Origin of the sequence: Mesorhizobium sp. B2-9-1 (genome assembly GCF_006439455.1) — a bacterium.
Lineage (GTDB): Bacteria > Pseudomonadota > Alphaproteobacteria > Rhizobiales > Rhizobiaceae > Mesorhizobium.
Genome location: NZ_VFTP01000004.1, coordinates 87,186 through 100,257, shown reverse-complemented (window position 1 = coordinate 100,257; position 13,072 = coordinate 87,186). Strand labels below are relative to the sequence as shown.

At 60.6% G+C, this 13,072-nt stretch carries 20 protein-coding genes; 16 read left to right on the top strand and 4 right to left on the bottom strand.

Annotated features, from left to right (window positions below; translation table 11 throughout):
• The 13 genes from FJW05_RS27375 to msrA all read left to right on the top strand — a co-directional run bounded on the left by FJW05_RS27375 (position 1) and on the right by msrA (position 9,673).
• Positions 1–1,677, top strand: coding sequence for a hypothetical protein (locus FJW05_RS27375; RefSeq protein WP_181164900.1), 1,677 nt, complete (start codon positions 1–3; stop codon positions 1,675–1,677).
• Entirely contained in the window at positions 1,674–2,570 is an 897-nt protein-coding gene (locus FJW05_RS10460) for a hypothetical protein (RefSeq protein ID WP_140631256.1), read from the top strand. Before FJW05_RS27375 ends, FJW05_RS10460 begins: the two co-directional genes overlap by 4 nt.
• A 3-nt stretch (positions 2,571–2,573) precedes the next feature.
• Positions 2,574–3,011: a hypothetical protein gene (locus FJW05_RS10455; RefSeq protein ID WP_140631252.1), complete on the top strand. Its 438-nt coding sequence runs from the start codon at positions 2,574–2,576 to the stop codon at positions 3,009–3,011.
• Positions 3,012–3,082: 71 nt separating this feature from the next.
• Positions 3,083–3,340 carry a hypothetical protein gene (locus tag FJW05_RS10450; RefSeq protein WP_140631249.1) on the top strand — a complete coding sequence of 86 codons (258 nt, stop codon included), beginning with the start codon at positions 3,083–3,085 and terminating at the stop codon, positions 3,338–3,340.
• The gene (locus tag FJW05_RS10445) at positions 3,340–3,780 is read left to right on the top strand and encodes a hypothetical protein (RefSeq protein ID WP_140631245.1); all 441 of its coding nucleotides are present in this window, start codon (positions 3,340–3,342) and stop codon (positions 3,778–3,780) included. The genes FJW05_RS10450 and FJW05_RS10445 overlap by 1 nt, the downstream gene beginning before the upstream one ends.
• 653 nt (positions 3,781–4,433) lie before the next feature.
• Positions 4,434–4,685, top strand: a complete 252-nt coding sequence (locus FJW05_RS10440) for a hypothetical protein (protein ID WP_140631242.1) — start codon at positions 4,434–4,436, stop codon at positions 4,683–4,685.
• Between the two features lie 130 nt (positions 4,686–4,815).
• Positions 4,816–6,930, top strand: a complete 2,115-nt coding sequence (locus FJW05_RS10435; protein WP_140631239.1) for a sialate O-acetylesterase — start codon at positions 4,816–4,818, stop codon at positions 6,928–6,930.
• A 266-nt stretch (positions 6,931–7,196) separates the two neighbouring features.
• A complete protein-coding gene (locus FJW05_RS10430; RefSeq protein ID WP_140631233.1) occupies positions 7,197–7,949 on the top strand; it encodes a glycosyl hydrolase 108 family protein in 753 nt (250 codons plus the stop codon).
• Entirely contained in the window at positions 7,946–8,149 is a 204-nt protein-coding gene (locus FJW05_RS10425) for a hypothetical protein (RefSeq protein WP_140631230.1), read from the top strand. The genes FJW05_RS10430 and FJW05_RS10425 overlap by 4 nt, the downstream gene beginning before the upstream one ends.
• Positions 8,150–8,258: 109 nt before the next feature.
• On the top strand, positions 8,259–8,498 hold the full coding sequence (locus FJW05_RS10420) for an ABC transporter permease (protein WP_140631228.1): 240 nt from the start codon (positions 8,259–8,261) through the stop codon (positions 8,496–8,498).
• Entirely contained in the window at positions 8,483–8,677 is a 195-nt protein-coding gene (locus tag FJW05_RS10415; RefSeq protein ID WP_140545447.1) for a hypothetical protein, read from the top strand. The genes FJW05_RS10420 and FJW05_RS10415 overlap by 16 nt, the downstream gene beginning before the upstream one ends.
• Positions 8,677–8,997, top strand: a complete 321-nt coding sequence (locus FJW05_RS10410) for a hypothetical protein (RefSeq protein WP_140631225.1) — start codon at positions 8,677–8,679, stop codon at positions 8,995–8,997. Before FJW05_RS10415 ends, FJW05_RS10410 begins: the two co-directional genes overlap by 1 nt.
• Before the next feature lie 154 nt (positions 8,998–9,151).
• The gene (msrA, locus tag FJW05_RS10405) at positions 9,152–9,673 is read left to right on the top strand and encodes a peptide-methionine (S)-S-oxide reductase MsrA (protein ID WP_140545449.1); all 522 of its coding nucleotides are present in this window, start codon (positions 9,152–9,154) and stop codon (positions 9,671–9,673) included.
• A 111-nt stretch (positions 9,674–9,784) separates the two neighbouring features.
• On the opposite strand, the gene FJW05_RS27370 is transcribed toward msrA, so the two are convergent.
• A complete protein-coding gene (locus tag FJW05_RS27370) occupies positions 9,785–9,961 on the bottom strand; it encodes a hypothetical protein (RefSeq protein ID WP_167498612.1) in 177 nt (58 codons plus the stop codon).
• Positions 9,962–10,150: 189 nt separating this feature from the next.
• Here FJW05_RS27370 and FJW05_RS10400 point away from each other — a divergent pair, with 189 nt between their 5' ends.
• Positions 10,151–10,411 (top strand): hypothetical protein, encoded by a 261-nt coding sequence (locus FJW05_RS10400; protein WP_140631222.1) that lies wholly within the window; start codon positions 10,151–10,153, stop codon positions 10,409–10,411.
• 26 nt (positions 10,412–10,437) lie between these two features.
• On the opposite strand, the gene FJW05_RS10395 is transcribed toward FJW05_RS10400, so the two are convergent.
• Entirely contained in the window at positions 10,438–10,983 is a 546-nt protein-coding gene (locus FJW05_RS10395) for a hypothetical protein (protein WP_140631219.1), read from the bottom strand.
• A 126-nt stretch (positions 10,984–11,109) separates the two neighbouring features.
• Here FJW05_RS10395 and FJW05_RS10390 point away from each other — a divergent pair, with 126 nt between their 5' ends.
• On the top strand, positions 11,110–11,406 hold the full coding sequence (locus FJW05_RS10390) for a hypothetical protein (RefSeq protein ID WP_140631217.1): 297 nt from the start codon (positions 11,110–11,112) through the stop codon (positions 11,404–11,406).
• Positions 11,407–11,525: 119 nt separating this feature from the next.
• On the opposite strand, the gene FJW05_RS10385 is transcribed toward FJW05_RS10390, so the two are convergent.
• Complete coding sequence (locus tag FJW05_RS10385) at positions 11,526–11,966, bottom strand: GFA family protein (RefSeq protein ID WP_140631214.1); 441 nt, start codon at positions 11,964–11,966, stop codon at positions 11,526–11,528.
• 476 nt (positions 11,967–12,442) lie between these two features.
• Positions 12,443–12,610 (bottom strand): Thivi_2564 family membrane protein, encoded by a 168-nt coding sequence (locus FJW05_RS10375; RefSeq protein WP_140545453.1) that lies wholly within the window; start codon positions 12,608–12,610, stop codon positions 12,443–12,445.
• A 202-nt stretch (positions 12,611–12,812) separates the two neighbouring features.
• Here FJW05_RS10375 and FJW05_RS10370 point away from each other — a divergent pair, with 202 nt between their 5' ends.
• The gene (locus FJW05_RS10370) at positions 12,813–12,977 is read left to right on the top strand and encodes a DUF3309 family protein (protein ID WP_095768421.1); all 165 of its coding nucleotides are present in this window, start codon (positions 12,813–12,815) and stop codon (positions 12,975–12,977) included.
• Positions 12,978–13,072 lie beyond the last annotated feature (95 nt).

Below are 13,072 nucleotides of genomic sequence, written 5' to 3'. Positions count from 1 at the left end.
ATGGTCCACATCATCCCTCTTTTTGTCGGCGAGCGCCGGCTCGATACCGGCAACGCGGTGCAGTATCCGGACACCTCGCCAGTCGGCGAGGCGATGCAGCAGCTCGGCGACAGGTGGCAGGCAGCCGCCGAGCGTTATGAGCAGCGCAAGGCGCAGCAGCAGGCCTTCGACACCGAGATCGCCGCGCGCCGGCTGAACGGCGAGCTCGCCCAGGCCGAGGCCGAGACGGTGGCCAATTCCCCAGCCGACGGCGCCGGCCTGCACGAGGCCATGTATGGCCAGGTCGATCCGTACACGGGCCAAGTGGTAAGGACCGGCCAGTTCGACACGCTGTTCGGCAATTTCCTGAAGCAGGTTCCGCCCGAGCTGCGCCCCGGTCTTGCCAGCCGCAAGGAAGCGCTGCGGGAGACGGGCGCAATACGCCTGGCGCTGCAGCAAAATCAGCAGCGCAAGCAATATGAACAGAACCAGCTGGCGGAGGTTCACAGCGCCGAACTCGACAACATCGCGCGAAGCGATCCGAACGACACCGCCGCCTTCGACGCCTCCCGGCAGGCCGGACTCGATCTCATCGCCAAGATGGACCTCGACCCGCAGATCAGGCTGCAGGCCGAAGCCGACTGGCGCGCCAGCACGGCGAAGGCGCGGATGCAGGCTCTGATCGCGCAGGACCCGCGCCGCGCCGCCGAGATGCTGAGCGCCGGACCGGTGGCCAGTGACGGCATGGGCGAGACTGTGCGGTCGCAGCTTGGTGCAGGGGCGCAGGATGAGCAGGCCGCCGCGAAGGGCGACTGGCGTCGCAACAAGACGCCGGACGAAGCGATCGCGCAGGCGTTCGGCGACGTTCCCGAAGAAGAACAGCAAGCGATCCGTCGACAGGCGAAGGCCGCCAGCCTCGCTCAAGAGGTCAATATCCGCGCCGCCATCGATCGCGCCCAAGCGGAAGCTCCCGACGAGATCGCACGGACCGGCACCTACTCAGGCAACATACCGGGCGAGGATGCCTACAAGATCGTCTACGGCCCGGAAGAAGGCATTAAGCGCCGGCAGGATCTCGAATGGCAGGTCGATGTCGGAAAGAAGATTTTCGACATGGGGGCCATGTCGAACCAGGCCATCAATGCCGCCCTTAACGATGCCGGGGCTGGGCCAAATGCTTCGTCGCCAGACAAAGAGCGCGACGGGGCAACCGCCGTCGCGGCAAAGCTGGTCCTGGAGAGGAGGCGGGTCGATTCAGGTGGCTATGTCAGCGATACGTCTCAAGATATCTCCGCGGGCTGGAAAGCCGTATTTGGCACTGGGCCTTCCGATCCAGAGGCTTATGACCAGGACACATACGACAGAACAATAGAATTGTCCGTCGCCAGGCAAAAAGCATTGGGCATTGATGATGAAAATCTCCAGCCCGTGCCGTTCTCCATTCTCCTCCAGCTTGCCGAGGATCGTGACAGCGGAAGTATGGACTTCATGGACAACTACGCAAAGGCAAGCGAGTTGTTCCTGCACACGAAAGGTCCCGTCGTGCGAGCAGCTCTGGTCCGGGAACTGGATCAGGCCGGTCTGGGCGGGATTCTCCCCGGTGGCAAGCCAGGCCTTTCCGTGGCGAAGTATTTCGAGCGGATGCCAAAGCCGTCGGCAAAGAAACTGCGAATGCCGGGATATTCGCGGGCAAATTGATCAAAGGGGCTGGCTACGTTGTTTCCCTTGGATCAAGCGAGCCTCCCGATTTCAGCCATGGGTACTACGAGCCAGCGAACAGCACCGAGAAGGTGATGATGCGTCAGCAAGGCGACGCATTGAGTTGGGGGATACCGGTGCCCGGGGTTGGTCGAGTTCTTGAGGCTGCGATGCCGCGGGCCGTTGAGCGGATCGGTTCTGGAGCGGCAGCGCAAGCAGAACGATCGATCGGCAATTCGGCAGCGGCGAAGATGCCAGGTTCCGAAGTTGCTCCCGGTCGTGTTGAGTTGATAAGTGGCGACGAAAGCACTGCGCTGAGAGGGCCTCAGCCTGAAGAAATCTCCAAGCAACCGACGAAGCCGATTGATGATACCGGGGAACCTCCAGCTCCCGATCCCAAAACCCCCTCTGATGTTTCGACGTCCAGCCCCCTGCGAGGCGGACACCAGACGACGCGTTCGCCTCGGAAGTCAAAACTGGAGCGCAAGATGGCTGTAGAAATTGCGAAGGAGCTGTTCGCGAGAGACCCCAGTCGGGTAGAGCATCCCGGTGCGAAATTCGGAGACGCACTTACGAATAATTACCGGAAAGGGTACGCTCAGGCGAACCCCGAGGTGAACATGGACGATTTGGTAATCCATCATCCGGCCGAGCAGCAATTACTCGATCGGTTAAGTTTTTTATCGGAGAGAAAGATAAATTCAGTAGAGAATCTTCGCGGAATTCCGAAGGATCTCAATGATATTCTTCACCTTTCGATCATTAGGAGTGAAAACGACGAATTCTACGCACGATATCCTAATCCGACAGAGCAGCAGATTCTCGATCACTCAACAATGATGGACAAAAAGTATGGTCACCATTTCGTTCCACCTGTCGGTAGGGAGAGGTAAACGATGAATTATTACTACCTAAGGCCGTTTGTTGCGGGTGATTTCGGCAAAAATACGGTTCTCGATAACCGCGTTCATCCGCCGATTGTCCATAAGCTTCATTACGTGATTGACGTTTGGATCGGTGACGTACTGATTAGGAGCTTCCCGTGCTATCTTGTCACCGAAGAAGCAGAACGGGAACTGTTGAAGATCGGTGTTTCTGGGGTGACGTTTGCTGATGTCGAAGTGACCGCCTCGGAAATATTTTATCGGCTGCAGCCAAAAACGAAACTTCCAGATTTCGTCTGGATGAAGATCCATGGGCAGCCAGGACATGACGACTTCGGCATGGCTCCAAATCACGTGCTTGTGGTTTCAGAGCGTGCCTTGGATGTGTTCGAGCGTTTGGGCAATGAATCGGCCGGAATTCGTTTGTACGATGAACCGGAAGAAGATTGAAGATCTTGGAATTAGGGTGACAGCGCCCTAATTCGCCTAGTCGGAATGCTAACCTAAATGCAGATGACTACGTGGTCCATCATAGCATTGAGCAGCAGGTTCTCGAGAAGTATCCGGGGCTGTTTACTGAGCAGGAAATAAATTCGATTGAGAATCTTCGCGGAATTCGTGGAGAATTTGACACGAATTTGCACCAGAAGGTAATTAAAGGTGAGTGGAGGGATTTTTATCAAACTCATCCAGCCGCCACTCGCCAGCAGGTAATTGATAAAGCCACGGAAATCGACCAGAAGTACGGGCATCTTTTCGACTCGCCAATAGGTGATTGATGGAATATTTTTACGTAGAACCTGTTAGCGCTGGCGAAATAGGTCGCGGAACTGTTGCGGACAGAAGCGTGCATCCGCCGATCGTAAGCAAGCTCGTCTATCAGATCGATGGCTGGCCGGGTGATGTTCTCATAGAAAGCTTTCCTTGCTTTCTTGTGACGGAGGAGGCCAAGCGTGCCCTGATAAAGGCTGGCTTCTCCGGCGCTACATTCGCAGACGTCGAAATCACAATCTCCGATAATTTTCGCGACGTCTTTTCCAACGTAAAGCTCCCACCGCTTGTCTGGCTGAAGGTCGATGGAAAGGCAGGTCGTGACGACTTCGGCATTGCCTCGAATCTCCGTCTCGTCATGTCGGAGCGCATCTTGGACGTGCTGGATGAACTGGGGCTTCCTTTAGCCAGCTTCAAACCGTTCGACGATCGAGAAGAGCGCAGCTGAGTCAACCGGCGCAGCGGTCTGCCAACCCCAATCCATAGAATCCGTTCGGATTTTGAGAGTTCTCGGTGTGCGTCACCTATTTAGGTCCAGCTCAAGTTTATCGAATTTGAAAAGTAGTGCACTGTCACCGTAAATTCCTCGTGCAATATTGCGCCGGCAAAATGGTAGTCAATGCTAGTGACTGTTCGAAAATTCTCATCCCTTGGAGGACTCTCAAGAAGTCTTTGACGATCGGGGGCAGACTTCAAGGGCAGCGCTCGCCACGGCCCTCAAGCTCGACGAACTGATCGCGTCGGCCGGTTCATAAGGAGTGAAGCAAACCGCAAGGCAAGAGCCGAAATTTCAAATATCTATCACTGTGAACGCGCGATCACGATGGACGGTCATGAAGCACTGATTCAGATTGTCGTGCGTGAACACCCGGATGGGCGACGCTATTATGATCATTTCGAAATGAAGAGCGCGGGGGTTCGGGCGTCAGCGAAACGGAAAGCGGCGACGGCTCCGTCCCGGAGCTGCACCCTTTCAGGGATCAAATCGGCTAGTGTCGGGAACCATCGACTACTTTTACTTTAGTAGAGAATGCCGCGTTAAGCAACGCCGGTGGCTTGTATCAGTATGGACAACGCCGAACGGAAGCCGAAATCTGCGCCATGAACAGGTTGGCCGTCGTGCTTGCTGCCTACAGCGCGGGCACGGTGCGCGCTGGCGAGGGCGCAGCAGCATCGCCGTCGAGGCGAAAGCCCGATTTCTATCGGCAGCCAACTCGTCGCTTGTGCGTAACGGCGAAGATGGCGGCGCCCGAGGCGATGGCGCTCAGGATCGTGTTCGGACCGCCGACCGGGCCGGAGAAAATGCCGACCGAGGAAGAGCGCATCCTGCCGAGGTCGCAGACGACTACATGACGCCTGCCCAGCGCAAGCTGCTGCGCTAGCATCCCGATACGGGCCAGGACTAACCGCCCGACCTCAGCCCACGCACTGAGCCAATCTTTCCAGCCTCGCTCTCGCGAGGCTTTTTCATGGAGCAAGCCTTATGGCCCGACCTGCAACTGCCGCCGTTCGCCTGTTGACCGGCGAACGCGAACCCGTGCGCCTGGCGACGACCGCGAACAACACCCTTTATGCCCTGCAGACGATCGACGGCGTGGCCGCCGAAGTTGGCGACCGCGTGCTGGTCAAGGACCAGGCCGACCAGACCCAGAACGGTATCTACACCGCCAGCGAGGGCCAGTGGTTTCGCGCCGCAGACGCCCGCACCGCGCGCACGATGCAGAAGGGCACGACGGTGCATGTGCAGGAGGGGCTTGTTTCGGTCGATCGCGTCTATGCCTTCGAGACGCTGGATCCGGTGATTGGCGCCGACCCGATCGTGCTCAGCTTCTATCTCTCGCAGGACACGCTTGGCGGCGCAGTGAATGCTGCCAATGCCGCCGCCGCGAGCGCGGCCGCAGCACTCACCTCCAAGAATGCGGCGGCCACCAGCGCCACCAATGCGGCCGGCTCGGCCACGGCCGCTTCCGGCTCGGCAAGCGCCGCGTTAACGTCGGCGACGGCTGCTGCTGGGTCAGCATCGACAGCCTCGACCGCAGCGACCAATGCAGGGAATTCAGCCACTGCGGCGGCGGGCAGCGCGTCTTCGGCGGCGGCGTCCGCTGCTGCGGCGGCGGCTCTGCCTGGGATCACCACAGATCCCATCGTTATCCTCGCTACAGGACAATCGAACATCGGCAAAGAGGAGAACTATTTGTGGACGCCGCCGACGAACCTCTACAACTGGAATTACAGCGGCGTTGACGGCACGACCGGGACGGCCTTTGCGGCGCTCGACGGCACGAAAATCAACACGTCGTACTCTTTCGCTGCCGCAATTGCCGAGAATAACCCGCTTCGCAAGGTCTATCTGGTCCGCGTCGGCTTGCTGGTACCGCCGAACGGGATCGCTCAGTGGAAGGCGGGCGCATCTTCACCGGACCAGTATGCGAACTGCAAAAGCAACGTCGAAGCGGCGTTGACGCTGCTCGGCCGGTCGAAGATCAGCCACATGCTGTGGTGGCAGGGCGAGGGCGACATCGCAACGCCAACGACCTATCAGACGGACTTCGAAACAGTACAGACCAGGTTCCGCGGAGAGACGTGGTATCCTCGCGAGCTGCCCGTCACCATTTGCGGGCTCATGCCGGAAGTCTTGGGGGGCACCTCCGGTAAGGACGTGATGAATACCGTCCTCCAGCAGTGCGCGCAGGTTGAGCCGGAGACACGCCAGTTCGTTTATCCCGGCTGGACTTCCGCCGCTATGTGGCAAGACACGGCACACCCTACAGGCGCTGGCTGTTGGGCGATCGGTAGAGCTATCGCCAACAACGTCATTGGGCGGACCGGGGCGAAACCAGCCTCAGGGTTGCTGAGGAACTTCGGCACAGCCGTCCTGTCCTACCTCCTCGGCAAGTTCATGCTCGGTTATGGCACGTCGGTGGCAGTGGGGGCGACCAGCGCCTCGGCGCCGCAGTTCCAATCCCACGGCACGGATGCCGGCGGCGCGCAAGGGAATTTCTATCGTTGGGCCAATTCCGTGGGGGGCTCCACTATCGGGATGTTCAAGTCTCGAGGAACCTCGCCGGGAGCGCGCGCGATCGTTCAGAACGGTGACACTCTTGCGACAGTGATCGGCTACGGCGATGATGGCGTGAACGCTCCGCCGGCCGCGTCCATCTCCATTGTGGTGGACGGCACTCCCGGCGTAGGGGACATGCCTGGTAAGGTTAAAATTTCGACGACCTCTGACGGCGCGGCTGCTGTCACCGATCGGGTGACCGTCGACAATAGGGGGTTTATGTCAATGGTATCAGGCAGCTTTGGGCGTTCCGGCCCAGTCACGAAAAGTGCTGACTTCACGGTTGGAGATGCGGAAAACAGCATTATCGTAACGAAGGGGTCAAGTTGCGTCGCCACCCTACCATCGGCGTCCAGCTGGCTCGGCCGTGAGATCCTCATCAAGACGACTGTAGCCTTCACGACAGTTTCTGCTTCGGCGAATGTCGTGCCGCTTGCGGGTGGCGCGGCCGGAACTGCTATCCTTGCCGCTACTGCGGGGAAGTGGGCGCTGCTGATTTCAGACGGCACCAACTGGGTTGTCCAGATGGCTGCCTGATGGAACTCGATGGCATGGGAGAACTGGTCGGCATCAGGCATATGAGGGGCAGAACGTTCGCTCCTGCCGAGTGATCGTCACTTAAGCAGCCCAGTTAGTCCGGCCGCTGTCGGCTCCCGGCTCAGCCACCCTTGACCGGCCCGAGCGTTGCCGCCGCCTCGTCAAACGTCTCCGCCTGAACATCGGTGCGCCTCAAGGTCACGCCGTCGCGCATCGGCCTCTCCTGGCGCCGGCCATATCCAAAACATAATCCGAAAGGAACTCCCATGGACCGCAACTTTGCGCGTGCCCTTTCGCTCGTTCTCGCCTCCGAAGGCGGCTGGTCCGACAACCCCGCCGACCCCGGCGGTGCGACCATGAAGGGCGTCACGCTCGCCAATTTCCGCCGCTACGTCAAAGCAGACGGCACTAAGGCCGATCTGCGCGCCATCTCGGATGACCAAGTCGCCACCGTCTACCGCCGTTTCTATTGGGATGCTGTAGCGGGCGCTCAGCTCCCCGGCGGCATCGACTACGCGCTGTTCGACTTCGCCGTGAACAGCGGGCCGGGCAGGGCGGCGAAGTATCTTCAAGGTGTGCTCGGCGTTGTTCAGGATGGCCGCATTGGCCCGGCCACGCTGGCGGCGGTGAGGGCAAAACCCGCCGGCGTCGTCATCGATGCGCTGTGCGACGCGCGGCTCGCCTTCCTGGAAAGACTATCGACTTGGCCGAGCTTCGGCCGGGGCTGGAGCGCCCGAGTCGCCTCCGTGCGCCGGCAGGCGCTGCTGATGTCGGCCGCGCCGTCGGCGACTGAGGGATCCGTTTCGCCGGGGCCTGCGTCCGCCGATGACGTTCCGCTAGCCGCAACCCCTGCCGGCGCCAGATCGCCTGCCGCCGGCGAGGCGCTCGCTGTGCCACACAAATCCGCATCGCCAGCCAAGGTAGCCGGCGTCCTCGCGCTGATCGCGCTGGCGCTCGGCTCGCTCACCGCCTGGACCGCGCATCTTTCCTGCAATCTTTTCGGAGTGTTCTGCCAATGATTGCCGTCATCATCCGCATCGCCCTGCGCTATGGCGCGGGCGTGCTTGTCGCACGCGGCCTCCTGGCCGCCGACGACGCCTCGGCACTCTCCGCCGATCCCGACATTCAAATGGCGCTGGAGACCGGCCTCGGTCTTGCCGTCGCCGCCGCGGCCGAGTGGTGGCATCTGCTCGCGCGCCGGTTCGGCTGGGAGCATTGACCATGGAAAATCTGAAAGGTCTGCTCACCGCCTGTATCGAAGCCGCCAGGCCGTATGTCGTTATCGGTGCCGCCTGCTTTGTCGCCGGTCTTCTCATCGGAGCGCTGCTATGAGCGCGCTGCTGGCATGGCTTCTCACCAATCCGACAATCCTGGCGATCGCCGCCGGCCTTGTCGGGGCGATCGGCTGGGGTTTTAGCCAGCGCCTCGCCGGCGCAAGGGCCGAGCGCAGCAAGCAGGCCGACGCCGAGGTCGCGGCCCGGGATGTCGCCGACCAGGTCGACAACGATGTCGGCGCTTTGCCGGCTGACGCGGTCAGAAAGGAGCTGAAATCATGGGCAAGGGATTGATCGTCGCCGCCATCGTCGCCGCGCTCGCCGGCTGCACCACGGCCAGGGGCAGTTTCTGCGCCGTCGCCTCGCCAATGCGCCTCTCTGCCAGCGCGGTCGATGCCTTGTCCGACCAGGAGGCGAGGGCGCTGCTTGCGCACAACCGCAAGGGCGAAAAACTCTGCGGCTGGAGGCCGTGATGCATGACATTTTCGATCTTCTCGGCATCAAGGGCCAGGTCGTGGCAGCGGGGCTCGCCGGCGGCGTGCTGCGGGCGCTGTCGCGCCATCGCTACAAGCTGCGCGAGATGATTGCCTCGCCCATCTGCGGCGCCTTGGCCGCCGCCTATCTGACATTGCCTGTCGTCGCCTGGATCCGGGCAAGCGGCCTGCCGATCCCCGCCGCCGACGACACCACCACGCTCGCCGCCGCCTTCCTCATCGGAGTCTCGGCAATGTGGATCTCGGACATCGTTTTCGAGGTGGTGGTGCGAAGATTCAAACAAACGCCGGATTCCTGATCGCGGCGGACCGAAGCGTGCAGGGCATCAAGACGTCGACCGGCGGATCGTCCACACCGGACCAAGATGCCGGTGTCAGCGGTTGGCCCGATCGAGCCGCTGGAAGAATCCAGGCGCAACGCCTATCTATGGAGCAATCCAAAGGAGGTACGACATGGCTTCTTCCACCGAGCGCGCGGTCCTTGCCGGCGGCTGCTTCTGGGGCATGCAGGATCTGATCCGGCGCTTGCCCGGCGTGATCTCGACGCGCGTGGGCTACAGCGGCGGCGATGTCCCCAACGCCACCTACCGCAACCACGGCACCCACGCCGAGGCGATCGAGATCATCTTTGACCCTGCTAGGACCAGCTTTCGCACGCTGCTCGAATTCTTCTTCCAGATCCACGATCCGACGACGAAGAACCGCCAGGGCAACGATATCGGCGCGAGCTATCGCTCGGCGATTTTCTATTCCAGCGATGAGCAGAAGCGGATCGCCGAGGACACGATAGCCGATGTCGACGCGTCCGGCCTGTGGCCTGGCAAGGTCGTCACCGAGCTCGCTCCGGTCGGGCCCTTCTGGGAAGCCGAGCCCGAGCATCAGGACTATCTCGAGCGCTATCCCAACGGCTACACCTGCCATTTCGCACGGCCGGGCTGGAAGCTTCCGGTTCGCCAACAGGCGGCCGCGTCATAATCAGCGACCGCCGCGTTTGACATAGGTTTCACGCGCTTTGATCCGCCCGCCATGCCGGAAGGCATGGCGGGCTTTTTGCGTTTCCGGCCGGTTGTCCCGGCCCGGCGGGCCTCAGCCCTTGGCTCGGCGGCCTTCGTGTTCGTGGCTGCCGATCCAGTGGGCGCGGATGCGGTCGCTAGCTTCGAGATAAGCCATGTCGATCAGGTAGGTCAAAAGCTTCTCGCCATCGGCCTCCGCCTTCTGGCGAAGTTCTCGCAGGATCCCCTGCGCAAACTGCAGGTTTTCCATTTTGCTAGGCTGGTCCATGGGTGCCCCCAAATGTCGGTGCGGTAAGTTTGGCTCACTATGCTTGTACGAAGATTATCGCCTCGCTCGCGGTGAAGCTGTACTCGGTTGCACTGAGGACGCCGGATCAACGAAGCTGTTGGACATCGCGCGGAAATGTCGATATTTTACGCGCCCAATCGGATGGCGACCATGCACGAAGACGAGGGCAGCACTCCTGACAAGTTGCAAGCCATGCTTGACGTGATCGGCAGGAGCGAGCCCCCGAGCGAGAGCGGGCAAGCCGATTTGGGCCGATTGAGAGCCGACGCCGCCAAGGCAGCCGGCGTGTTGATCGAATTTTACGGCGATGCGGCCTTGGAGCGGGCCAAGCTCATAGAGCGCCGGTCGCCCCAGTCGCATTTTGCGCGCATGGTCGCGGCTGAAGTCGGCCGACGCGGCAAGCGAAATTGACCCGCGAGCAATCGGCGAAAGCTGCTTCAAGACGATCTTCGCCTCCCCAGCCTTGCGCCAAGCCGCTGCTCGACCTCTTCCTCGATGTTGTCCAGGAGATACGACATCAGCTCGTGTCCGATCGACCGCGCCAGGTCCTTGGCTTGCCCGACATGGTTGCGGATCTCGCGCAGCGCCTGCTCTTCGCACGCGGCGTCGTCCGTCAAATCGACGAACCAGCCGGGATAGAGCGCTGCCTCGCCCGTCCCGTCAACATAGCATTGGCCGACGGCCAGGATCTTGCGTAATCCCATCTTTTCGGAATGGACCCTATAGACCTCCCTGAATGCGGACCTGCGCTCCACGGCCTTGCGGATCGCCAGCCGGACCCGTGAGCGGTCGTCCCGATCGATGCTTTGCATGCATCGTTCAAGCGAGGCGCCGTGAGAGAACTCATCGAGTGTCAGGCCGAAATAATCTGAAAGATTGGCGTCGCCATAAACGCGGTCGCGCTTGATGTCCCAGGTCCAGAACCCGTCGATCGATGGATACCGCATATGCATGTTGCGGTCGTGTTCAGGCGCCGACGTCATGAAAACCGCCCCGTCCGGTTTCAAGCTTTGGCAGCACTATGTCGCAAAATCGGTAAGAAACAAACATGGCCTTTTGTACAAGGCCCGAAGTCATAAGGTTTGCTGCCGGTGGCAATTCGGGATGCCATGTTCGGTATAACCGGCAAGACGGTGAAGAAAAATTTCTTGAGCCGAAAGAATTTTCACCATAATGTTGCAACTGCCGCTTGGCGTTTCACACGAAAATGCGGCAGGCAAGCAGGCGAAACAATCCCGGAGGTTGTATTTCCACAAGAAGGATGGTTGAAAATTCTTATATTTTGTAAAAAGAATAAAACTCTTTGCGTGCTGCTGCAGGGAGCCAAGCCGGCTTACCGCCTCATATTTGCAGCTTATCCAAATGCTAGCGTCAGCCGATTGACCGGCAAACCGACCGGTGGTTGAAAAACGCGGAACTTCGAGAAAAGCTCGCGCATCAGTCCGCGGCCGGGCGTCCTCCCGGACGTGCCGAAGCCGTCACCAGACTGAAGGTCGTTCGGACTAAAGTCTGCCAAGAGATCAACCTAGGCCAATCTTTGCCGCGGCTCCAGGTCGGCTTCAGCGCTTGCGGCCGAATCATCGGCGATCCGGTCATGCTCGAACTGGCGCGCCGCGGGGAGGGCCTGCAACCAGGGCTCGCGGCGTCCGATCCACAGCTCGTAGCTCGGCACCAGCCCTTCGGTTGGCGCCACGTCCAGGCTACCGATCGTCACTTCGGCCTCGTCGTCGCCGACGAACGGGACGCGGCTTCCGCAGGTGGGGCAAAAGCTCCGAGCGCCATAGCTGCTGGTGATGCCGGTGGTTTCGAACGCTTTTAGCGGCCATACGGCGTAGGCATGGAAGACCGATCCGCTTGTCTTGCGGCAGTCCTTGCAGTGACAGAGGCCGACCCGGAGCGGCTCCCCAGTGACGCGGAACTGCACCCCGCCACACAGGCAACTCCCGCTGCGTGCGATTTCAGGCATTGCCGTTCCTCCCTCGGTTATGCACAGAGGCAATTTCCCTCGCGCCCGGCAGGTCCCGCCGCCGGCTGCTAAAACCCGCAACAAGTTGCGATAGTTCCACGCCTGCGAGCAAGAAGCACCGGTCAGTCGGGGAGGTTGATCGGCTCCTCGCACCGATAGACGCGGCACTCGCCGTCCTTGGTCGGAACCGTCGTCGACACAGGCACTTCCGGCCAGTCGCACTCATTGCCGAATTGCCGAACGAACCGGTCATAGGTATCCCGACCCGTGCTCAAAACTATGGCACGATCGCTTTTGATGAGTGTCTGCGTCTGCTCGCAAGTCATCGCGCGTGTGTCCGGCCGGGCGTAGGCAGCGCTCACGGTGCACAACATTGGGCCGGCGCACAATATTCTGCCAGCGCCAAGTGCGATCGACAGGGTTCTCATGGGGACGCCGGGGTTTTGAAGTTTCCGGGTGTCGAATATGGACCGCGGCTAGAATACCGCAAGATATTTGAGCAGCGAAACGATTCCGATGATGATGACGATGATCTGCGCGATCTGCCGCGCGCGGGCATCGAGCGGCAGGCGTTGCACGAGGTAGAGCACCAGGATCACCACCAGGAAGGTGATCAATATGCCGATAAGGATCGATGCGCCCATATGCCTGCCTCCTTACCAAGATTGCCCGGATGGGCAGGCTCCAACGTTGCCGGCTGCGAAATGGTTCCAAGCGGATCGAGCCGCCGATCGGGTCGTCCGAAAACAGAAGCTGGCTTCGACGTCGGCGGAACATGCGCGCGGCTTGCGAGTTCACTTCCTCGATAGCAATGCGCGGGATCGCACTGTCAGAGAGGAAGAAACCATGGGCCTCGGCACGATTCTCATCATCATTCTAATTCTTGCCCTACTTGGCGGCTTCAGCGGCTTAGGCGGAGGGCCTTTCTACGGCACCGGCTATTATGGCGGCGGCGGCCTCGGACTCGTCCTGGTCATCGTGATCATCCTGGTGTTGCTCGGCCGCATCTGACGGCCCACGGCGCGACCCGGCCTCAGGGCGTCGCCAGCGCGTCCCTCAGCTTCGCCGCCGGCCGATTGCTTCGCGTCTGGCGTTGCGGTTCCCGA